General features: G+C 32.6%; 16 protein-coding genes. 13 read left to right on the top strand and 3 right to left on the bottom strand.

What is annotated here, in order from left to right; all coding sequences use genetic code 11:
- Nucleotides 1–35: 35 nt before the first annotated feature.
- The 4 genes from ruvB to GQR95_RS03735 all read left to right on the top strand — a co-directional run bounded on the left by ruvB (nucleotide 36) and on the right by GQR95_RS03735 (nucleotide 3,629).
- On the top strand, nucleotides 36–1,058 hold the full coding sequence (gene ruvB / locus GQR95_RS03750) for a Holliday junction branch migration DNA helicase RuvB (RefSeq protein WP_159021892.1): 1,023 nt from the start codon (nucleotides 36–38) through the stop codon (nucleotides 1,056–1,058).
- Nucleotides 1,059–1,066: 8 nt separating this feature from the next.
- Nucleotides 1,067–1,735, top strand: a complete 669-nt coding sequence (locus GQR95_RS03745) for a hypothetical protein (RefSeq protein WP_159021891.1) — start codon at nucleotides 1,067–1,069, stop codon at nucleotides 1,733–1,735.
- Entirely contained in the window at nucleotides 1,728–2,648 is a 921-nt protein-coding gene (gene queG, locus GQR95_RS03740) for a tRNA epoxyqueuosine(34) reductase QueG (RefSeq protein WP_159021890.1), read from the top strand. Before GQR95_RS03745 ends, queG begins: the two co-directional genes overlap by 8 nt.
- 72 nt (nucleotides 2,649–2,720) lie before the next feature.
- On the top strand, nucleotides 2,721–3,629 hold the full coding sequence (locus GQR95_RS03735) for a hypothetical protein (RefSeq protein WP_159021889.1): 909 nt from the start codon (nucleotides 2,721–2,723) through the stop codon (nucleotides 3,627–3,629).
- 61 nt (nucleotides 3,630–3,690) lie between these two features.
- On the opposite strand, the gene GQR95_RS03730 is transcribed toward GQR95_RS03735, so the two are convergent.
- The 3 genes from GQR95_RS03730 to GQR95_RS03725 form a co-directional block, all read right to left on the bottom strand.
- Nucleotides 3,691–4,506, bottom strand: coding sequence for an IS3 family transposase (locus GQR95_RS03730; protein WP_233266025.1), 816 nt, complete (start codon nucleotides 4,504–4,506; stop codon nucleotides 3,691–3,693).
- A gap of 50 nt (nucleotides 4,507–4,556) precedes the next feature.
- Nucleotides 4,557–4,991 carry a hypothetical protein gene (locus tag GQR95_RS17055; RefSeq protein WP_199269618.1) on the bottom strand — a complete coding sequence of 145 codons (435 nt, stop codon included), beginning with the start codon at nucleotides 4,989–4,991 and terminating at the stop codon, nucleotides 4,557–4,559.
- A gap of 113 nt (nucleotides 4,992–5,104) precedes the next feature.
- Complete coding sequence (locus tag GQR95_RS03725; RefSeq protein ID WP_159021888.1) at nucleotides 5,105–6,949, bottom strand: hypothetical protein; 1,845 nt, start codon at nucleotides 6,947–6,949, stop codon at nucleotides 5,105–5,107.
- A 408-nt stretch (nucleotides 6,950–7,357) separates the two neighbouring features.
- On the opposite strand from GQR95_RS03725, the gene GQR95_RS03720 reads away from it, so the two are divergent.
- The 9 genes from GQR95_RS03720 to GQR95_RS03680 all read left to right on the top strand — a co-directional run bounded on the left by GQR95_RS03720 (nucleotide 7,358) and on the right by GQR95_RS03680 (nucleotide 22,894).
- Nucleotides 7,358–9,631, top strand: a complete 2,274-nt coding sequence (locus GQR95_RS03720; RefSeq protein ID WP_159021887.1) for an NADP-dependent malic enzyme — start codon at nucleotides 7,358–7,360, stop codon at nucleotides 9,629–9,631.
- A 75-nt stretch (nucleotides 9,632–9,706) separates the two neighbouring features.
- Nucleotides 9,707–10,288, top strand: a complete 582-nt coding sequence (gene ruvA, locus GQR95_RS03715; protein WP_159021886.1) for a Holliday junction branch migration protein RuvA — start codon at nucleotides 9,707–9,709, stop codon at nucleotides 10,286–10,288.
- A 93-nt stretch (nucleotides 10,289–10,381) separates the two neighbouring features.
- The gene (gene sprA / locus GQR95_RS03710) at nucleotides 10,382–17,506 is read left to right on the top strand and encodes a cell surface protein SprA (protein ID WP_159021885.1); all 7,125 of its coding nucleotides are present in this window, start codon (nucleotides 10,382–10,384) and stop codon (nucleotides 17,504–17,506) included.
- Between the two features lie 63 nt (nucleotides 17,507–17,569).
- Nucleotides 17,570–17,950: a glycine cleavage system protein GcvH gene (gcvH, locus tag GQR95_RS03705; protein ID WP_159021884.1), complete on the top strand. Its 381-nt coding sequence runs from the start codon at nucleotides 17,570–17,572 to the stop codon at nucleotides 17,948–17,950.
- Entirely contained in the window at nucleotides 17,943–18,317 is a 375-nt protein-coding gene (locus GQR95_RS03700; protein WP_159021883.1) for a VanZ family protein, read from the top strand. The genes gcvH and GQR95_RS03700 overlap by 8 nt, the downstream gene beginning before the upstream one ends.
- Nucleotides 18,318–18,380: 63 nt before the next feature.
- Complete coding sequence (locus GQR95_RS03695) at nucleotides 18,381–19,100, top strand: energy transducer TonB (protein ID WP_159021882.1); 720 nt, start codon at nucleotides 18,381–18,383, stop codon at nucleotides 19,098–19,100.
- Between the two features lie 142 nt (nucleotides 19,101–19,242).
- Entirely contained in the window at nucleotides 19,243–21,354 is a 2,112-nt protein-coding gene (locus GQR95_RS03690; RefSeq protein WP_159021881.1) for a gliding motility protein RemB, read from the top strand.
- A 63-nt stretch (nucleotides 21,355–21,417) separates the two neighbouring features.
- Nucleotides 21,418–22,311 (top strand): heme o synthase, encoded by an 894-nt coding sequence (gene cyoE / locus GQR95_RS03685; RefSeq protein ID WP_159021880.1) that lies wholly within the window; start codon nucleotides 21,418–21,420, stop codon nucleotides 22,309–22,311.
- 1 nt (nucleotide 22,312) lies between these two features.
- On the top strand, nucleotides 22,313–22,894 hold the full coding sequence (locus tag GQR95_RS03680; RefSeq protein WP_159021879.1) for a cytochrome c oxidase subunit 3: 582 nt from the start codon (nucleotides 22,313–22,315) through the stop codon (nucleotides 22,892–22,894).
- Nucleotides 22,895–22,922 lie beyond the last annotated feature (28 nt).

The raw sequence follows: 22,922 nt of genomic DNA, 5'->3' as shown, positions 1-22,922 counted from the left end.
AGCAGAACTTCCCTTAGTTTAGAATAACATTTTTTATGAACGAAAACTTGAATCCAGATAATGAACATTTTACTCCAGAAGAGGTAGATGTAGAGAAAGCGTTAAGACCCTTATCGTTTGATGATTTTGCGGGTCAAGATCAGGTTTTAGAGAATCTTAGTATTTTTGTTGAAGCGGCAAACCGTCGTGGAGATGCATTAGATCACACCTTGTTTCATGGCCCTCCAGGACTTGGTAAAACAACTTTAGCTCACATTCTGGCTAACGAGTTGGGTGTTGGTATAAAAGTAACTTCTGGTCCTGTTTTGGATAAGCCAGGAGATTTAGCTGGTTTACTTACCAATCTTGAAGAACGCGATGTGTTATTTATTGATGAAATACACAGACTTAGTCCTATTGTAGAAGAGTATTTATATTCTGCAATGGAAGATTATAAAATAGATATTATGATTGAATCTGGACCAAACGCAAGAACGGTTCAAATTCATTTAAACCCGTTTACACTTATTGGAGCAACTACACGTTCTGGTTTGTTAACGGCGCCTATGCGTGCGCGTTTCGGGATTAGTAGCCGACTTCAATATTATTCGACCGAATTGTTATCTACTATTGTACAGCGAAGTTCAGAAATATTAGAAGTTCCTATGGATATGGATGCAGCGATTGAAATTGCTGGTCGTAGTCGTGGTACTCCACGTATTGCAAATGCATTATTAAGACGTATTCGTGATTTTGCCGAGATTAAAGGTAATGGATCTATAGATTTAGCTATTGCTAAATTTGGACTAAAAGCATTGAATGTAGATGCGCATGGTTTAGATGAAATGGATAATAAGATCTTGACGACTATTATCGATAAATTTAAAGGAGGTCCGGTTGGTATTACAACTTTAGCAACTGCAGTAAGTGAAAGTGCAGAAACGATTGAAGAAGTTTACGAACCATTTTTAATCCAGCAAGGATTCATTATGCGTACGCCTCGTGGTCGTGAAGTTACAGAAGCAGCATATTTACATCTAGGAAGAACAAAAGGCGCTGTTCAGGGCGGTTTATTTTAAATTATATCATGAAATATATAATTATTTTTTTATTATTTGTATCTACAGTTTCTGCTCAAGAAAAAGTACAACAACGTCAATTTACATCTGTAAGTTCTATTCATATTAATGAATCGACTGTTATTTATGATTTTGATACAAAAGCATTAATAGAGCTGAAAGATTTAGGGCCTTTAATAGAAAAATATCCCAAGTCAGGTTTATTAGATAAGGATACCGATTTAAATGGTAATGCGACATCTTATTATTTTGTAAAAGATGCAAATGTGACTAATTCTACAAAAGAAAATCAAGATCAGGTTACAATTAAACAGAAAGACATTACCAATACAGTATTCGATTTAAGTGCTGTAGATAGTAAATACACAGTTGTAATTTTACAGTTAGATCTTGAATTTCCAAGAATTAATGTAGAAAGCATTAAAGACGTTGAAAAAGCTGCTTTAGGTAAAGGATTTACTTCTATTATTTTAACACAATCTAATGCGAATCAGGCAAAAACTTTTGCTAGTTCTCAAGGTTTAAAATCAACAGTTATTCCAAATGCATCCACAGTAATGAAATCTTTCAATACAAACAGTTATCCTTTCTTTGTAATATTAGATAAAAATAAATCTATTGTTTATTCTGGTGTTAAAGACTACGGAATTATAGATGAGTTGCTAACTCTTGAATAAAAAAGAATTACATACTAAACGTATTAAAACCGAAGCCAAACGCCTCGGTTTTTTATCTTGTGGTATTAGCAAAGCCGAGTTTTTAGAAGTAGAAGCACCTCGATTAGAACGGTATTTAAATAAGAATTTCCATGGAGAAATGCAATACTTGGAAAATCATTTTGATAAGCGCTTAGATCCAACCAAATTAGTTGAAGGTTCTAAATCTGTAGTGTCTTTATTACTTAATTATTATCCGCAAGATTTTCAAAAAGGCGATACATTTAAACTCTCTAAATATGCTTACGGCGCAGATTATCATTTTGTAATAAAAGAGAAGTTAAAAGAATTTCTTTATACCATTCAAACAGAAATAGGAGACGTTCAAGGTCGTGCTTTTGTAGATTCTGCTCCTGTTTTAGATAAAGCTTGGGCTGCAAAATCGGGTTTAGGTTGGATTGGTAAACACAGTAATTTGCTAACACAGCAGGTTGGTTCTTTTTATTTTATTGCTGAATTAATTATAGATTTAGAACTAGATTACGATGGTGTAACTACAGACCATTGTGGCACGTGTACAAAATGTATAGATGCTTGCCCGACAGCCGCTATTACAGAACCTTATGTTGTAGATGGCAGTAAATGCATCTCGTATTTTACTATAGAATTAAAAGATCAGCTTCCTGAATCTGAAAAAAGTAAGTTTGAAGATTGGATGTTTGGTTGCGACATTTGCCAAGATGTGTGTCCGTGGAATCGGTTTTCTAAACCACATAACGAACCCCTTTTTAATCCGCATCCAGATCTTTTAGAGATGACTAAAAACGATTGGGAAGAAATTACTGAAGACACATTTAAAAAAGTGTTTCAGAAATCTGCAGTGAAACGGACTAAGTTTACAGGATTAAAACGTAATATTAATTTTTTAAAATAAATTATACTTAGAATTATTTTATTGAAAGTTTAAGAATCTAATACGACTAAAAATAATTAAACTAAAGATATAATGAAAACATCATACTACCTTTTAGGTTTATGCTTAGCACTAAGTTTTGTGGCATGTAAAGAAACTCCTAAGAAAGCATCTACTATTAAAGAAGATATTGAAACAGTTCAATCAGAATATAATATTCCAGATTCATGGATTCAAAAAAGAGTTGCATCTGCAAATAAAAGACTTAACGCTACAGAAGCAGGTAAAGTGTTATGGAGTGCAATGGAGGCACATGGAGGATTAGAAAAATGGTACGCTAACGGATATTTTTCTATGCATTTCGATTACCAACCATTAAGCGGAAAAGGGATTAGAGATTCTTACCAAACTATAGATACTTGGAGTAATAAAGCAAAACATCATAGTATTTCAGATCCAGAAAATAGCTACGGATGGGACGGAAAACAGGCTTGGGTTGTAGCTAAAGACAGTACGTCGTTTACTTACGATACTCAGTTTTGGGCTTTAACACCATTATATTTTTCAGGACAACCATTTATATTAGATGGCCAAGGTGTAAACTTAGAATTATTACCAGAACAAGAGTTTAAAGGCGAATTGCAAAAAGTAATTAAAGTGACTTACGATGCCGGAATAGGATCTGCTCCAGACGATTATTATATTTTGTATATCAATTCAAAAACTAATTTGGTAGATGCTTTTAAATACATTGTTTCGTACCCTGAGTATTTTCCAAATGGAGGGCATGCGCCAGAAAAAATTACAGTAACTCAAGATACAACAACTGTAGATGGTATTGTTCTAGCTACAGGATTTAAAACGTATTGGTCTAAACCAGAAGCTAAAGATGGACTAGGAGAATACATTACTAATATTATTGTTACAGACATTAGTTTTTCTCCAACAGTAGAAGAAAATTTCTTTGCAGCACCAGAAGGCGCAGAGATACTTAACGATTAATTTTAAATATTGTCTAGTCCTGAATAAACGATACAGATTATTAAAGGATTAAAAATATTAATTAAAGCTGAACAATCTTAAGATTGTTCAGCTTTTTTGATTTATACTGTTTTCTTTTTAATTTTTGTTGTTTATGCATCATATCAGGTGTTCGCATATGATTAGAAAAATGTGGTCTTAAACTATTGTAAATATTGACTGCATCTTTGATTATTAATTTCTTTGTTTCTATATCGGTATCGTAAGTTGCTATTGCAAATTCTTGTTTCAAAATACCATTTACACGCTCTGCGATAGCATTTTCATAAGGATCATATTTCTCTGTCATACTTGTAATAATATTTTTGTCTTTTAGCAAGTTCTGATAATCATTAGAACAATACTGCAAACCTCTGTCTGAGTGATGTATTAAAGATTGGTCTTTATAACTTCTTTTTCTTAGAGCCATTTCAAGAGCTCTAAGAGAACCTCCAACTTCAAGACTATTTGATATGTCATAGCCCATTATTTTTTTTGAATATGCATCTGTAACTAAAGCAAGGTAAGACGGATTTTTTCTATTCCCAGTGTAGGTGATATCGCTTACCCAAACCTGTTCTGGACGATTAAATTCTATCTCATTAATTTTATTCTTATGCTTTCTAAATCTATGATGAGAGTCAGTTGTTATATGATAACTCTTTTTAGGTTTTATAACCATGTGGTTTGCTTTGAGTATTCTAAACAACTTATCTCTACCTACATGTACTTTGCTTAATTCATTTTTAAGTATATAATATAATTTTCTTGTGCCTAGCCTTGGCATTAAATTCCTAACAGAACGTACCATAGCTATAACTTGTTTTGCTAAGCTTTGCTTATGCTTTTTGGATTTTATAGCTCTGTAATAAACCTGTCTATTTACCCCGAGTAATTCACAGGAAGAGATTATGGTCTCTTTTTGGTCTTCTTTGAAGTTTTTGATAACTCGGGTTTGTAATTTTTTCTGATTTCGATATCATATTCCTTTTCAGCCATATCTACGAGCATATCAAAAATTATAACCTTCTTATCTGCACGTTCAGCAAGGTGTTCTGCTCTTGCCTTTTGCTTTTCTAGAAGTTTAACCTTAGCTTCTAATTCGAGTATTTTTTGTTCTGGAGTTTTTGACATCGTTTTTGGAGATTGGTGTTCCCAATCAAAGTTACCATATTTTTGCAACCATTTGGTTACTGTAGAATCTCCTTGGATGCCATATTTAAGCTTAGCTTGTGATTTTGTAAGAAGTCCAAGCTCTAATTCTTCAACTAATTTAAGTTTAAAAGAAAGAGAGTAGTCTTTTTGGGTACGCTTGGTGTGCCCTAAATGGTCTGATGTTTTCATTACACTAAATTTTAGTGTATCGCTATTTCAGGACGGGACATAGCTTATTTTTAAAAGGCTTAGTGTTTACACAGTAAATACTAAGCCTTTTTTTATTGCAATAAGTCCTGAAATTATGGATATAATAACGTGCTAGGTTTTCCTATATTAATGGATTGAAATCCAAAATCATCTGTTTCAAAAGAATTGGTTTTAAAAATATTATTTCCCTGTCCAGGTATTTTTGGGTAATAAGACAGAGATAATTGAAAGGAACTAAATACCAAATAATCATTTCTTACTATAAAACCAATCCCAAAAGAAGAATATACTTTACTCTTAGTTAGTGACGTTAACTTATCTGCAACCATGCCAGCCGTAAAATTCACATACGGATTTAGCCTGAAGCCTAAAATATTCCAGGGCGAATAAAATTGTGTTTGTGTTGCTAATAGCATTCTTTTAGTTCCATACATATTAGCATCGAAACCCGAAATTCCAGTGTTGTAATTATTTCGTAAATAATAATTTCGGTCGTATCCTAAGGGTTCTGCATTTTCATTTAAAGACACACGATCTGCTATTGTATTTAATCTATTAAACCCTAAATTAATTTGTGGTTTTATAAATTGTCTCATTTTCCATTTTGAACCTAAAGAAATTAAATTAGTAAAATAAGTAGAACTAATATTAATCGTAGATTGTTCTGTTTTAGAATGATTAAAGAATGTTTCACTACCAACAAAAGCACTTAAATATCCCCAATTAAAATACTCTCCAATAATAATATTAGAACCAATATAATAACGGTTGTTTTTGTTTTTTCGTTGATAACCGGATGTTAACGATGCGACTAAACCAATAGGAACATCTTCTGTAATTCCATCTCTAAAAATATAATTTTTTTTAATAAACTGTCTTGAGGCTATTGAAACACTTCCTAAATATAAATTTTCATTAGAAAAATAATTAATAGAATCATACGCTGCTGTTGGAGATTCTTTGTATTCAACATTAATATATCGTAAAGAGGTAATTAGTCTTGTGGTACGTTCTGTTATTGTTTTTCCTTTAAAAAGGCTAAAAGTACGTCCAGCCCAAAAATCACTAGCTCTGTATTTAAAGTTCTCATAACTTAAATTGTTCTGAGAATCTGGGAGTGAATCTTTAGTAAACTGTTCGTCTAAAAATATACCACCAGCCCATTTGGTAAGCGGTGAATAAAATGTTTTTTCAATATTTAAACTTTTCTCATAGAGACCTTCAACATCAATTTTGTATTTTAAATCTGTTTTAATAAAGGTGTTTTTTATATTAGGAATTACGTAATTAAACTTATAGCCCGTATTACTGTTATCGAATCTTTTTTCTATAGAGTTGTTAAACTGATGTCCAGATCCGAGAAAATTACGTTCTTTAATAATAAAATCTGTTTTAGTTGTAGAAATGGCACCGTTAACAATTAAACTCCAGGAATCTAAGACTCGTATTTTAACGTCAATAGAATCTGAAGTTTGATTTGATTTCTCGGCTTCAATTTTTACGCTTCTAATAAAACTCTGGGAACGTATAAGTCTTTCCGACTCAAGTAGTAATAGGGTGTCTAAGGGTGTGTTTTCTTTAAAAAGTAAGATGTTTTTAATGGCAAAATTCTTAGATTTAATATGAACCTTATTTCCGAATTTACCAATCCATTTTTTTGTTCTTTTAGTAGAGTCTTCAATAGAATATCCAAAAGGATCTAATGTTTCTATAGAGATGTTTCTTATAGGCTTGCCTTGTAATGATTGAAAATTATTTTCAGAACTGTTTTTGTTTTTTTTAGATTTCTTTTTATTGGTAGATTTAAAAATAAGTTTATGTATTGCTTTAGTAATTTTTTTGTCTTTAGAATACGTTTGTATTTTCTTATAAATTTGAGTGCTATCTTTTTTATTAACCTGTGCCCGAGCAGAAAAGCTTAGCGTAGACAGAAACATTATTAGATATAAACACTTTATATTCATTAGTTAGAAGACCTTTAATTCTAAAGTTATTTAAGATAATGGCATTACTTAAACATGGCCGCAAATTTAGTTACTTTTCTAATCTTATTTAATCTAAATTGAATTCATTTTTAACTCATTAAAGTTTATGTTATCTGTTTTATTTAAAAATAAATAGTTATTGTAACCCTTGAAGAGAAGCGGCTTAAGCAAGATTGTTCATGTGTATAATGCTTTTAATAATATTTAAGTATTTTGCATTTTTTGTTAAATAAATAGTACTATTCTTAAACATTGACTTGCATATTGTTAAATTACTAAAACATTATTGTTTTCCTATAAAATAGATTAGAGTTTAACGTTCAGGATTGTTACATTTGTTAACCTATAAGACTAGTAACTATGAGCAAACAAAGCAAGAGAAGAGAAGCATTAATTTACCATGCTAAACCAACACCAGGTAAAATAAAAGTTGTTCCAACTAAAAAGTATGCTACACAAAGAGATCTAGCTCTAGCGTATTCGCCTGGAGTTGCAGAGCCTTGCTTAGAAATAGCAAAAGATAAAGACAATATATATAAATATACCACTAAAGGAAATTTAGTAGCTGTAATAACTAATGGTACCGCTGTTTTAGGACTTGGTAATATTGGTCCAGAAGCTTCTAAACCTGTAATGGAAGGTAAGGGTTTATTATTTAAAATTTTTGCAGATATAGATGTATTCGATATTGAAGTTGATACAGAAAATATTGAAGAATTTATTCAGACCGTAAAAATGATTGCTCCAACGTTTGGAGGAATTAATCTAGAAGATATAAAAGCGCCAGAAGCGTTTGAAATTGAACGTCGTTTAAAAGCAGAGTTAGATATTCCTGTAATGCACGACGATCAGCATGGAACTGCAATAATTTCTGCGGCAGCTTTAATTAACTCTTTAGAAATTACTGAGAAGAAAATTGAAGACGCTAAAATTGTAATTAGCGGTGCTGGAGCTGCAGCCATTTCTTGTACCCGTTTGTATCAAGCTTTTGGAGCGCGACGCGAAAACATAGTGATGTGCGATAGTAAAGGTGTAATTCGTCAGGATCGTGATAATTTAACATCAGAAAAAGCCGAATTCGCTACAGATCGCGATATAGACACCTTAAAAGATGCGCTTAAAGATGCAGATGTTCTTATTGGTTTATCTATGGCAGATGTAGTAACTCCAGATATGTTATTAGTAATGGCCGCCAATCCTATTGTGTTTGCTATGGCTAATCCCGATCCAGAGATTGAATATCAATTAGCAATAGATACTCGAGACGATATTATAATGGCTACAGGACGTAGCGACCATCCTAATCAAGTAAATAATGTACTTGGTTTTCCTTTTATTTTTAGAGGCGCATTAGACGTTCGTGCAACTAAAATTAACGAAGCTATGAAAATGGCAGCTGTAGTTGCTATTGCAGAGTTAGCTAAAGAACCTGTTCCAGAACAAGTAAATATTGCTTACGGCGAAACACGTTTAACATTTGGTAAAGAATATATTATTCCAAAACCTTTCGATCCAAGATTACTTGTTAAAATTCCACCAGCAGTTGCAAAAGCAGCTATGGAAAGTGGGGTAGCAAAAGAACCTATTTTAAATTGGGAACATTACGAATCTGAATTAGAAGCACGTTTAGGGACAGATAATAAGCTTCTTAAATTATTATTTAATCGTGCTAAAATGCATCCGAAACGTGTTGTTTTTGCAGAAGCAGATAAAATTGAAGTTTTAAAAGCAGCTCAAATTGTATTAGAAGAAGGTATTGCAACACCTATTTTATTAGGACGTCGCGATACCATTATAGAATTAATGGAAGAGATTGAGTTTGATGCCGATCTTGAAATTATCGATCCAAAATCAGATGAAGAGCATGATCGTAAATCACGTTATGCAAAAGTATATTGGGAACAACGTAAACGTCGTGGCGTAACATATTATTCTGCAGAAAGTTTAATGCGCGAGCGTAATTATTTTGCAGCGATGATGGTTAGCGAAGGCGATGCAGATGCTTTAATTTCTGGATTCTCTAGAGCATATCCAAGAGTATTAAAACCAATGTTAGAAGTTATTGGTATGGCTAAAGGAGCAACACGAGTTGCAACAACTAACCTAATGATGACACAACGTGGTCCGATGTTTTTAAGTGATACAGCAATAAATATAGATCCGTCTGCTAAAGATTTAGCAACCATAACAACCATGACAGCACAAGCTGTAAAAATGTTTGGATTAGATCCTGTAATTGCTATGACGTCGTATTCTAACTTCGGGTCGTCTAATAATCCTGGAGCTTCAAAAATACGTGAAGCTGTTGCTTTTTTACATAGACAATATCCAAATTTAGTGGTAGACGGCGAAGTACAAACAGATTTCGCTTTAAATAATGAATTGCTTCAAGAGAAATTTCCTTTCTCTAAATTAGCAGGGAAAAAGGTAAATACTTTAATCTTTCCTAATTTAGATGCTGCAAATATCACGTATAAATTATTGAAGGCTTTAAATAACGCAGAGTCTGTCGGGCCAATAATGTTAGGTATGCGCAAACCCGTACATATTTTACAATTAGGTTCTAGTGTAGACGAAATTGTAAACATGACGGCAATCGCAGTTATAGATGCTCAGCAAAAGCGAAGACGTTAAGCTGTAATGATTGTACTACAGTGATTTAATATGTGAAAAAAAATGTTACATTTGAAGTTATAAGATAACTAACAAATGATTTCACATATTCATGGGAAATTGGTAGAAAAAAACCCAACTAATGTCGTAATAGACTGTAATGGTGTGGGCTATTTTCTAAACATTTCTCTACATACATATTCTCAAATTCCTGATCAGGAAAACATAAAATTATATACTCAACTTTTAGTAAAAGAAGACTCCCATACGCTGTATGGGTTTTCTTCTATTGCAGAACGCGATATGTTTAAGTTGCTAATTTCGGTAAGTGGTATTGGTGCAGGAACGGCACGTACCATGTTGTCTTCTTTGTCGCCTAAACAAGTACGTGAAGGTATAGCAAAGGAAGATGTTGCATTAATTCAATCTATAAAAGGAATTGGTGTTAAAACAGCCCAACGTGTTATTATCGATTTAAAAGATAAAGTTTTAAAAATTTACGATATAGACGAAGTTTCTTTATCTACAAACAATACCAACAAAGATGAAGCGTTATCTGCTTTAGAAGTTCTTGGTTTTGTTAAGAAACAAGCCGAACGTGCTGTCGATAAGATTTTAAAGGCAGAACCAGATGCTTCAGTCGAAACCATCATAAAACAAGCTTTAAAAAATTTATAATACATTTTGAATACAACTCACTTTAACGCTATTAATTTCACAATAAAAACGTGTCTCGTTTGTTTTGTTCTGTTTTTAATAAGTACCAGCACTATGGCTCAGGTTGCTCCGGCAGCAGAACAAGATAGTATTAAAACTGGTCATGCTTTAGGTCGTATAAAAATAGCAAACCCTTCAAGTATTGTTTCAAAATATACTTACGATGCTTTTACAGATCGTTATATTTATACAGAATCTGTTGGTGAGTTTAATATAAATTATCCTATTATTTTAACGCCAACCGAGTATCAGGAATTGGTGCAAGCAGCAAATTTAAGATCGTATTACAAGCAAAAAATAGATGCTTTTGATGGGAAAAAGGAAGGTTCTGAAGCTGCTAAGAAAAATTTACTTCCAGAATTTTATGTAAATTCTAGCTTTTTCGAATCTATTTTTGGAGGAAGTACCATAGAGGTTATTCCTCAGGGTTCTGTAGAAATGGATTTAGGAGTGCTGTTTTCTAAACAAGATAATCCCTCTTTTTCTCCAGAAAATAGAAGTAATTTTAGTTTCGATTTCGACCAGCGTATTAGTTTAAGTTTACTTGGTAAAGTTGGTACACGTTTACAGGTTACTGCAAATTACGATACAGAATCTACATTCGATTTTCAGAATTTAATAAAATTAGAATACACACCTACCGAAGACGATATTATTCAAAAAATAGAGGTTGGTAATATTAGTATGCCTTTAAATAGTTCGCTAATTACAGGTGCACAAAGCTTATTTGGGGTTAAAACGCAGTTAAAGTTTGGTAAAACAACAGTAACAGGCGTGTTTTCTCAACAAAAATCAGAAACCACTACGGTTATTTCTGAGGGTGGAGGAACATCTGAAGAGTTTGAGTTATATGCCAGAGATTACGACGAAAACCGTCACTTTTTCTTAGCACAATATTTTAGAGAAAAATATGATACTGCTTTAGCAAACTATCCATTTATTAACTCTAATGTTCAAATCACTAATATTGAAGTTTGGAAAACCAACAGAACTAACGAAACAGATAATGTTAGAAATATAGTAGCATTTCAAGATTTAGGAGAATCTAATCCTGAATTTATAAATTCTGCAGTTAATGTTTATAAAAGTTCTGGTGCGTATCCCGATAACGAAAATAACGGATATAATCCTACCGCTATAGGTGGTGCTAATTCTCAATTAACATCATTGGTAAGAGATGTTTCAACAGTGCAATCAAGTATTTTAGTTTCTGGAACAAGTGAAGGTTATGATTATTCTAAACTAGAAAGTGCCGATAAATTAATTAATGGAACAGATTATACTGTAAACACACAATTAGGATATATTTCATTAAGTCAGAGTTTAAGTAGTGACGATATTTTAGCAGTTGCTTTCCAATATACTGTTGGAGGAAAAGTCTATCAGGTTGGTGAATTTGCTAGTGATGGTGTAGATGCTACAGGAATAGACAATAGTGGAGACCAAACCATTGTTACAAATAACAATTTAGTTGTAAAAATGCTGAAGAGTTCTACAACTAGTGTAACTCAGCCTGTTTGGAAATTAATGATGAAAAACATTTACGACACTGGTGGGTATGAAATAAGTGAAGACGATTTTAAATTAAATATATATTATAAAGATGCTTCTGCTTTAAACTTTATAACTCCCGTGGGAGATAATTTTGGGACAACCTTTAATGGGCAATCTATAGAGGAGGTTGCTTTATTACGATTATTTAATTTTGATAAATTAGATTCTAACGGAGATTCTCAAGTCTCTGGAGATGGTTTTTTCGATTTTGAAGAAGGTATTACAATAATGTCTTCCGAAGGGAAAATTATATTCACTAAAGTAGAGCCTTTTGGAGAGTATTTATTCGATGTTTTAGATGTATCTACAAGTTCTGAAAATTATGATATACCAAGCACATATAATGAGAATCAGAAAAAATATGTATATAATGAGTTGTATTCCGTTACAAAAACAAACGCTTTAGATTATTCCGATAAGAATAAATTTCAATTAGTAGGTTCTTATAGTTCTTCAGGAAGTGATGGGATTTCTTTAGGAGCGTATAATGTAACGAGAGGGTCTGTTACAGTAACAGCAGGAGGCCGCCAGTTAATAGAAGGGGTAGATTATACGGTAGATTATCAAATGGGAACGGTAGAAATTTTAGATGAAGCTTTAAAAGCATCAGGCACACCTATACAGGTTTCTACAGAAAGTAATTCTGTTTATGGTCAGCAAACCAAAACGTTTATGGGTGTAAATGTTCAGCATCAATTTAACGATAAATTTGTGTTAGGTGCTACTATATTAAATTTAAATGAACAACCTCTTACTCAAAAAGCAAGTTACAGCTCAGAATCTATTAATAATACCATCTTTGGTATTAACGGAAACTACTCTACAGAATTACCTTTTTTAACACGTTTAGTTAATAAATTACCTAATATAGATACAGATGTGCCTTCTAATTTATCTGTGCAAGGAGAGTTTGCGTATTTAATTCCAGGAACATCTTCTGGGACAGATTTTGATGGAGAAGCAACTGTTTATGTAGACGATTTTGAAGGTTCGCAAAGTGATATTTCATTATTGTCTCAAAGCTCATGGGCTTTATCAAGTAGGCCTCTGAATTTAAAAGTTCCAGGCAATTCTAATGAAGATTCTAATGGAATTCAGAATGGATACCAACGTGCTATGCTAAACTGGTATTCTATCGATGCACTTTTCTATACAAGTGAACGACCTTCGGACGTGACAGACGATGATATGTCTAGTTTATACACTAGCCGTGTTTATATAGATGAGTTGTTTCCTGAACAAGATATTGCTTCTGGGCAATCTACAGTAATTAGTACATTAGATTTGGCATATTATCCAGAAGATCGAGGACCTTATAACTTCGATCCTAGCACAAAGGATGGTACAATTTCAGATCCACAATATAGTTGGGCAGGGATTACTAGAGCCTTAACTACAACAGATTTCGAACAGTCTAATGTAGAGTATATAGAATTTTGGTTGCAAGATCCATTTCAAGAAAACGAATCTAACCCTGGAGGAAAATTAGTCTTTAACTTAGGAAATGTTTCAGAAGACATTATTAAAGATGGTAAAAAACAATACGAAAATGGATTGCCAGACGATGGAGATATATCTATTTTACCAACCACGGCATGGGGGACAGTTGTTCCTCAAAATCAATCTTTAATCTATGCTTTCGATACAGAAGGCACAGAGCGTACAAATCAAGATGTTGGGTATGATGGGTATGATGATATAGATGAAGGAAATGTTTTTGGAACAGATTTTGGACCTGATCCAGCAAACGATAATTATGTGTATTATTTAAATACAACTGGTGGTATTTTCGATCGTTATAAATATTATAATGGTTTAGACGGGAACTCGCCAGATGTGTTTACAGACACGAATCGAGGATCTACAACATTACCAGATGTAGAAGATATTAATCGCGATAACACTATGAATACCATAGATAGTTATTACGAATACGAATTAGATTTAACACCACAAAACTTACCAGATAATGCGAGTGATGTTGGAAACATTCCAGATTCAAATCCATTAAGTGAATACATTAAAGATATTAAAGTTGAGTCTAGATCCTTGCCAAACGGACAAAGTGAAAGTGTAAGATGGTATCAATTTAGAATTCCTGTAGAAAGCTCTGAAGCAACTGCTGTAGGAGGTATTTCAGATTTAAAATCGGTGCGTTTTGCGCGTATATATCTTAAAGATTTTACAGAAGCTACAGTATTCCGTTTCGGAACTTTAGATTTAGTTAGAAGTGATTGGATTCGTTATTCTTTAGCCTTAGATGAAGATGATGTTACTCCAGACGATCCGGATACAGAGTTTTCTGTAGGTGTTATTAGTACATTAGAGAATGATGGTATTTACGAGTCTCCGCCAGATGTAGAAGCCGAAGAATTATATAGTAACAACACCGTAATAGAACAAGACGAACAGTCTTTAGTGTTAGATGTATGTGGTTTAGAGCCTGAAGATTCTAGAGGTGTATATAAAAGTATTAATTTAGATATGAGACAGTACAACAACATACAAATGTTTGTACATGCAGAAGATGTTGGTACTTATGGTTTAAGTGATTATCCTGTTGCATTTATTAGAATGGGTAGTGATTTAACAGAGAATTATTACCAGATAGAAATTCCTTTAGAAGTAAGCGAAGGGATAACTCGTGACGAACTTTGGCCAGAAGATAATGAAATAAACTTGTCTTTAGATCTGCTTCAGGAAGCAAAATCCCTAGGTCTTGCCAATGGAATACTTTCCAGTGAAGATCCTACCTTTTACGATGTTATAGATGGCGAGTTAAGTTTGGTAGAAGATCCATATTCTGGATATGTTGTAGGGCAACACCGTATAGGTATAAAAGGAAATCCTAGTTCTGGAGATGTAAGAACATTAATGTTAGGAATAAAAAATGGGTCTACTAACGAGCAATGTGGTTCGTTTTGGTTTAATGAATTGCGTTTGTCAGACATGGACAGCGAAGGTGGTTGGGCAGCCGTTGCAACCATAGATGCTAACGTTGCAGATTTTGCAAGTATAAGTGCTACAGGAAGTCAGAGTACATCTGGTTTTGGTACTATAGAGCAGAGTTCTAGCGAACGTAGTATGGAAGATGTTGTGCAGTATGATTTAGTTGCGAATGTAAACGTAGGGCAGTTGTTGCCAGAAAAATGGGGTGTGCAAATTCCATTTACTTATGGTGTAAGCGAAGAAACATCTACACCTAAATACGATGAATATTATCAAGATATAAAATTAGATGATATTTTGGCAACTACAAATAATAAAGATTCTGTTTTAAATGTCAATCAGGATTATACTAAGCGAAAAAGTATCAATTTTATAGGTGTTAGAAAAATTAGGACAACAGAAGCCAAACCTCATTTTTACGATGTCGAAAATTTCACTTTAAATTATTCTTATAACAAAGTAGATCATCATAGTTTTGATATTGAAAATTCTGTTGAAGAAACAATAAATTTAGGTGCCAATTACGCGTATAATTTTACACCAAAAACAATAGAACCTTTCAAGAATAACGATTCTATTTTTACAGGTAAATATTGGAAAATTTTAAAAGATTTCAATTTTAATTATCTCCCAACAACCTTTACCGTTAATTCTAATTTTTTAAGAGATTATAATAAACAAACCTATAGAGAGGTAGAGCTGGTAGAAGGAAATATTGGAGTAGAAGATTTGTATAGACGTAATTATACGTACGATTTTCAGTATGCGTTTAGTTTTAATCTTACCAAATCTTTACAGCTTAATTATACCACATCTAGAAGTAATATTGTGAAAAATTACTACACAGATGATGATAGCGAATTACAAGATGCCAGTTTAGATGTTTGGGATGGATTGTTTGATATGGGAGAACCCAATACACTCTATCAGCAACTCAGTATTAATTACGAGTTACCACTGTATAAAATTCCGTTCTTAAGTTTTTTACAAGCTAGTTATTCTTATACAGGAGATTTTCAATGGGAAAAAGGATCTGATTTATATGGTGATTTAGAAATAGATGGAGAAACTTACGATTTAGGAAATACCATACAGAATGCCAATGTTCATAATTTAAATACATCTATGAATATGGCTAAACTTTATAAATATGCTGGTTTAGTTAAAAAATCAACAGGGCGATCAAAACCATCACGATCAGGACCTAGAGGGGTGCCTAAAGATGATGTGATATCGGAGGTAGACACCAAGGCACTTTCAAGTAAAGAGAAGCGTGTGGCATTGTTAAATGCAGGTATAGATTTAGTGACCATGGTAAAACGTGTTCAGCTTAATTATCAAGAAAATAATGGAACATATATTCCTGGATATTTAGAAACACCAGGCTTTTTTGGAACAGTACAGCCTACTTTTGGTTATACAATAGGTAGCCAAAGCGATATTAGACAATTAGCAGCCAGTAATGGTTGGTTAACATTGTACGACGAATATAACGAGCAATATTTAGAAACACATAACAGACAATTAGATGTGTCTGCGAATTTAGAGCCTATAAGCGATTTAAAAATAGATTTATCTTTTAATCGTTTGTATTCAGAAAGTTTAACCGAGAACTATATTGTTAATGATTTAGGTGATAGTTATGAGTACCAATCATTAACGCCATATACGTATGGTAATTTTAATGTTTCGACTATAATGATTAAAAGTTTTGGAAAAAGTGATGAAAATGGGTCTAAAGCTTTCGACGATTTTAGAAATAACAGATTAACTGTATCTAGAAGATTAGCGCAACAGGCAGGTGTAGATATGACAAATCCAGATAATTTTGAAGATGGAGATGTAGATGGGTATGCTTTAGGTTTCGGAAAAACCAGTCAAGCTGTTTTATTACCATCATTCTTATCTGCTTATTTAGGAGAAGATGCAGGTGGTGTAAGTTTAAGTGCTTTTAGAAATATACCATTACCAAACTGGGATATAAAATATACAGGATTTATGAAAATGAATTGGTTTAAAAAGAATTTTAAAAGATTCTCTTTAAGTCATGGTTATCGTGCAACCTATACTATTAATCAATTTACGTCTAATTTAGATTATAACAAAGTAGATTATTCTGTAGATTATTTAGAGCAGGACAGCGATGTCTTGAATGAGTCTGGAGACTATAAAGCAGAAAATCTGTACAGTAATATCAATTTAACAGAAATGTTTAGTCCGCTAATTCGTATAGATTTAGAAATGAATAATTCAATAAAAGTGTTAGCCGAGATTCAAAAAGATAGATTACTATCGTTAAGTTTCGATAATAATTTAATGACAGAGATTATCGGTAACGAGTATGTTTTAGGGTTAGGGTACAGAATTAAAGATGTACGTATGAAATCGAAACTAGCAGGGCCAAATCAAACCATAGTTAGTGATATTAATATGAAAGCAGACGTCTCTTTTAGAGACAATAAAACTATTATTAGGTATCTAGACCTCGATAACACTCAAATCACCTCAGGACAGACTATTTGGGCGTTAAAATACACTGCAGATTATACCTTTAGTAAAAACTTATCTGCTATATTCTATTTCGATTATAGCTTCTCTGAATATGCAATTTCCACATCGTATCCACAAACCACACTAAGTTCTGGTTTAACTTTACGTTATAATTTTGGAAATTAAAACATTTAAATTTGATATTCTAAATTGAATAAATACATTTGTTAAACCTAAATAAAATTTTATATGAATATTCCATCAGAATTAAAGTACACTAAAGACCACGAGTGGGTTAAAATAGAAGGTGATGTCGCTACAGTAGGTATTACAGATTTCGCACAAAGCGAATTAGGTGATATTGTTTATGTAGAAGTAGAAACAGTAGACGAAACATTGAATATTGAAGAGGTTTTTGGAACGGTTGAAGCAGTTAAAACAGTTTCAGACTTGTTTTTACCTTTGTCTGGTGAAATTATTGAATTTAACGAACGTTTAGAAGATGAGCCAGAAGTTGTAAATTCTGATCCATATAGAGACGGTTGGATGATTAAATTAAAGTTTAGTAATCCTGCAGAATTAGATACGTTATTGTCTGATGCAGATTATAAAGCATTAATTGGTGCTTAAAAAACGCATACTAATACCCGCAGCTTTTCTTTATACTTTTGCCTTAGCAACGGTGAGTTTAATTAATTTAAACAGCATTACAGCAGGGAGCCCGAAGAATAGTGATAAGGTATTTCATTTTTTGGCATACTGTTTGCTAGCATTAGTTTGGTATATCGTATTTCATTACGGTTATAAGTGGTCGCAAACAAAATCACTCTTTAGTTCTGGACTATTATCGATAAGTTTCGGAATATTAATAGAATACCTGCAAGGGAATTTTACAGAAACTAGAGAATTTGATGTGTTAGACATCTTAGCGAACAGTGCTGGTGTAATTATAATGCTCTTAATCTTAGTGATTAAGAATAAAATTGAATATAAATAAATATAAACGTTTGCTTTTTTGCCAAATAAATGGTTATTTTAGCAATCCTGAAAACAATATATTATGGAACCTAAGAAAAACCCTAAAGCAAATGTTTCCCGTAACAGTGCTTTGTACTTTGCAATTGGTTTAGCAATAATGTTAGCCTTAACTAATTTTGCTATCAATTTTAAAACCTACGATAAAGAAGCTATCGATATTGGTATGGTAAGTATGGATCAAGAAATGGACGAAGAAGTTCCAATTACTGAACAACTAAATACACCACCACCACCACCACCACCACCTGCTGCTCCAGAAGTTATTGAAGTTGTAGAAGATGAGGTTGAGGTTGAAGAAACTGTAATTGAGTCTACAGAAACTAGTCAGGAAGAAGAAATTGCTGAGGTAGAAGATATCGAAATCGAAGAAGTTGATGAAGATGTTGAGGTTCCTTTCTCTATTATTGAAAACGTACCTGTGTTTCCTGGTTGTGAAAAAGGAAACAACGCAGCAAAGAAAAAATGTATGTCAGAAAAAATATCAAAATTTGTTGGTAAAAATTTCGACACAGATTTAGCTGGAGAATTAGGATTAACGGGAAGACAACGTATTAACGTGATTTTCAAAATTGATAAAAGCGGAAATATTACAGGTGTACGTGCTAGAGCACCACACCCTAAATTAGAACAAGAGGCTGCACGTGTAATTAATAAATTACCAAAAATGAAGCCAGGTATGCAACGTGGTAAAGCAGTAATTGTGCCTTACTCACTTCCAATTGTATTCCAAGTACAGGATTAAAGTAAATATTGTTACTATATAGTAAATCCCGATACATTTTGTATCGGGATTTTTTTTGCCCTTTTTTAACATAACTTTTTAATTTTAGAGTCTTTAAAAAAATAGTACCTTTCGCCCTTTAATTATCAGCTGTTATTTTTATATGAAATCATTAATTGTATTGCTATTGATTACATTTCCTATGTTGCAGTATGCACAAACATCACAATTAGAACAAAATTTTAACCAGAAACCACCGGTTTTTAAAACCTGTGAAGCTTCTGCCTTCGAAGATCTTCAATCTTGTTTCGATAAAACGGTTTATAATTTTGTTTATAATACCTTTAAAATGCCTGAAGATGTTCTTAACGATAAGTATAAAGGAGATCTTGTGGTGCTTTTTGAAGTAGATAAAGCAGGTGTTTTTAAAGTGTTATATACAGATACTGTTTATCAATCACTTCAAACCGAAGCTAAACGTGTGTTTGCTTTGCTTCCTCAAGTACAAGCCGCGTTATATAATGGTAATCCCGTTTTTAAACAATATTCTGTTACAATATCAATTCCGTTAAAAGCTTATCAAGAGCAATCTAAATCTACAGCGGCCGTTTCTTCTATTAGCCCTATAGAAAATAGTGTTAAAAACGAATTAGATAGTATTAGTAAGTCGGTTAAGTTGCATACTAAAAAACAATTCAAAAGCACTTTAAATATTCCATTTAATCATAGTTATTACGCGAAGTTCGATCGTAGCATGAATCAAGTTGGAGCTAATAGTCATACCGGTTCTAAGCCGTTTATGTATACAGATGTAGAGAAATATTACGATTTTGAGGCTGAAGAGCTTAGTAATAAAAAAGACGTTTCAACATGGTTAGGGAGAAAAGTTTGGAATGAGCATTTGGTAGAAGTAGAAGGTAAAAACTATTGGTTTATCGCAGATCCTATATTCGATTTAGAATTAGGAAAAGATACTGAAGCAGATTTTAATTATACTTATAATAATACCAGAGGAGTTTCTTTTCAAGGTGGATTAGGAAAGAACTTTAGTTTCTCTACCTCATTTTACGAAAGTCAAGGTCGGTTTGCCCAGTATTATAATACTTATGCAGAAAGTTTAAAGGCTTGGGGACCTGATCCAGCAATAATACCAGGACGAGGTATTGCTAAAGCATATAATGACGATGCTTACGATTATCCGGTTGCAGAAGCTTATATGTCGTACTCTCCGAGTAAGTTTTTAAATGTTCAGTTCGGACATGGTAAAAACTTTATTGGAGATGGGTACCGTTCATTATTACTTAGTGATGTCGCTGCTCCTTCTCCTTTTTTAAAATTAAATGTATCTTTTTGGAAGTTAAAATACACAAGTACATGGTTATGGTTAAAGGATGTTAGGGACGATGTTGTAGAAGATAAAACCTATTTAACTAAATATATGTCTAATCATTATTTAAGTTTAAATGTAACTAAACGCTTAAATATTGGGTTATTCGAGTCTGTTGTTTGGAGAAATACAAACGATAGAGGGTTTGATGTTAATTATTTAAATCCCATAATATTTTTAAGAGCTGTAGAATTTGAAACAGGTCAGGGTGCAGGAAATGCACTTCTAGGATTAACTTTAAAATATAAATTGAACGATGATATGAATTTATATGGTCAGTTTATTTTAGACGAATTTTCTTTAGATGATGTTACTGGAGGAGATAAAAGTTGGAAAAACAAATATGGATTTCAGTTAGGATACAAATATTACAATGCCTTTAATGTAGATAATTTAATGCTTCAGGCAGAATATAATCAGGTACGTCCTTATACGTATTCTCATAATACCATAACTTTAAATTACGGAAACTATAACCAATCTATGGCGCATTTATGGGGTAGTAATTTTAAAGAATTAATTTTAATAGGACGCTATAATTATAAACGTTGGTCTGCAGATGCTAAATTAATATTAGGAATTAGAGGTTTAGATTACGATACAGACGAGGATAGTTACAGTTATGGAGGTAATATTTATAAAGATTATAACGATAGACCTTTTGATTCTAATGTTAAAATTGGTCAGGGTATAAAAACTAAATCTGTAAATGCAGACCTACAAGTAGGGTATTTAGTTAATCCATCTACCAATTTAAAATTATTTACAAGTATTAGTTATCGTAATTTTAGTCCAGAGGTAGAAACCACTTCTGTAACCAAAAGTAATACGGTTTGGTTTAATGTAGGTTTGCGCAGTGATCTATTTAATTGGTATTTTGATTTGTAGAATTAACTTTTCAAAGTATATTTGCGCACTTTAAATTAATTAAAGCGATAAGTAATCGACACCTTGAGTAGTACACAAACGTCTGTAAAGACACATTCATTAATATCAGATTTTAAAGAGATCACCAAAATGCGCTTATCTATAAGTGTGGTGTTTTCTTCATTAACTGGATATTTGCTTGGAATTGATACTGTAGATATAAAAACCTTAATTTTACTCGCTGTTGGTGGTTATTTTATGGTTGGAGCTTCTAATTCATTCAATCAAATTATCGAGAAGGATTTAGATGTTTTAATGGATCGCACTAAAGATAGACCTGTTCCAGCAGGTAGAATGTCTGTGAATACAGCATTTATAATCGCTTCAATATTTACTTTGCTAGGTGTTATTGTATTATATATAATAAATCCTAAAACAGCAATGTTTGGAGCTGTTTCTATATTTATTTACGCTTGTGTGTACACGCCCTTAAAAACTAAGACACCTTTGTCCGTTTTTGTAGGAGCCATTCCAGGAGCCATACCTTTTATGTTAGGTTGGGTTGCTGCAACTAATAGTTTTGGTATAGAGCCCGGAGTGCTATTTATGTGGCAGTTTTTTTGGCAATTTCCTCACTTTTGGGCGATAGGTTGGTTTTTATTCGACGATTATAAAAAAGGTGGGTTTTTTATGTTACCTACAGGTAAAAGAGATAAAGGTACAGCTGTACAGATTATAATGTACACCGTATGGACTATACTTGTTTCTATTATACCCGCATTTGGAGTTACAGGTAAATTATTTTTAACACCATTTGCAGCTGTATTAGTATTCCTTTTTGGATTAGTAATGTTATATTACGCTATTCTTCTTTTTAAGAAGATGACAGCCTTAGCAGCAAAACAATTAATGTTAGCCAGTGTATCTTACATTACGCTAATTCAAATAATATATGTGCTAGATAAATTTTTAAGATAACATGGATTTAACGCAAGGTACTTTACAAGAAAAAACATACAGAGCTAAAAAGCTTATGCTTTGGTTTGGAATTATTTCCTTAATCATGACTTTTGCTGGATGGACTAGTGCTTTTATTGTAAGTAGTAATAGACCAGATTGGTTAACAGATTTTCAGCTTCCTAATGCATTTTTAGTAAGTACTATTCTAATATTAATTAGTAGTGCGACCTTCTATTTTGCTAAAAAAGCATTACAAAAAGGAAACAGACAAGCAACAACCATACTTTTATTGGTAACTTTAGGATTGGGAATTGCATTTATTTTTAATCAATTTTCAGGCTTTAAAGCCATTATAGAATCGGGCTATTATTTTACTGGTCCTACAAGTAATATTACCATGTCTTATGTGTATGTTATTGCTATAATGCATATTTTGCACGTAATTGTTGGGTTAATTTGTTTAATCGTTGTAATTTATAATCATTTTAAACAAAAGTACAGTCCTGCGAAAATGCTTGGTTTTGAACTTGCCGCGACATTCTGGCATTTCGTAGATTTTCTATGGCTTTACCTCTTTTTGTTTTTATATTTCTTTAAATAAATAATTTGTATATTTTTGACTAATCATA

Source organism: Formosa sp. L2A11 (assembly GCF_009796865.1).
In the GTDB taxonomy this organism is placed as follows: domain Bacteria; phylum Bacteroidota; class Bacteroidia; order Flavobacteriales; family Flavobacteriaceae; genus Formosa.
This window is presented reverse-complemented; position numbering and strand designations above follow the sequence as displayed.

Bases quoted from the DNA above. Each gene is read 5' to 3' on its own strand.
- ruvB (WP_159021892.1), top strand. From the start codon at position 36: ATGAACGAAAACTTGAATCCAGATAATGAACATTTTACTCCAGAAGAG.
- GQR95_RS03745 (WP_159021891.1), top strand. From the start codon at position 1,067: ATGAAATATATAATTATTTTTTTATTATTTGTATCTACAGTTTCTGCT.
- GQR95_RS03735 (WP_159021889.1), top strand. From the start codon at position 2,721: ATGAAAACATCATACTACCTTTTAGGTTTATGCTTAGCACTAAGTTTT.
- GQR95_RS17055 (WP_199269618.1), bottom strand. From the start codon at position 4,991: ATGAAAACATCAGACCATTTAGGGCACACCAAGCGTACCCAAAAAGAC.
- GQR95_RS03725 (WP_159021888.1), bottom strand. From the start codon at position 6,949: ATGTTTCTGTCTACGCTAAGCTTTTCTGCTCGGGCACAGGTTAATAAA.
- GQR95_RS03720 (WP_159021887.1), top strand. From the start codon at position 7,358: ATGAGCAAACAAAGCAAGAGAAGAGAAGCATTAATTTACCATGCTAAA.
- ruvA (WP_159021886.1), top strand. From the start codon at position 9,707: ATGATTTCACATATTCATGGGAAATTGGTAGAAAAAAACCCAACTAAT.
- sprA (WP_159021885.1), top strand. From the start codon at position 10,382: ATGGCTCAGGTTGCTCCGGCAGCAGAACAAGATAGTATTAAAACTGGT.
- gcvH (WP_159021884.1), top strand. From the start codon at position 17,570: ATGAATATTCCATCAGAATTAAAGTACACTAAAGACCACGAGTGGGTT.
- GQR95_RS03695 (WP_159021882.1), top strand. From the start codon at position 18,381: ATGGAACCTAAGAAAAACCCTAAAGCAAATGTTTCCCGTAACAGTGCT.
- GQR95_RS03690 (WP_159021881.1), top strand. From the start codon at position 19,243: ATGAAATCATTAATTGTATTGCTATTGATTACATTTCCTATGTTGCAG.
- GQR95_RS03680 (WP_159021879.1), top strand. From the start codon at position 22,313: ATGGATTTAACGCAAGGTACTTTACAAGAAAAAACATACAGAGCTAAA.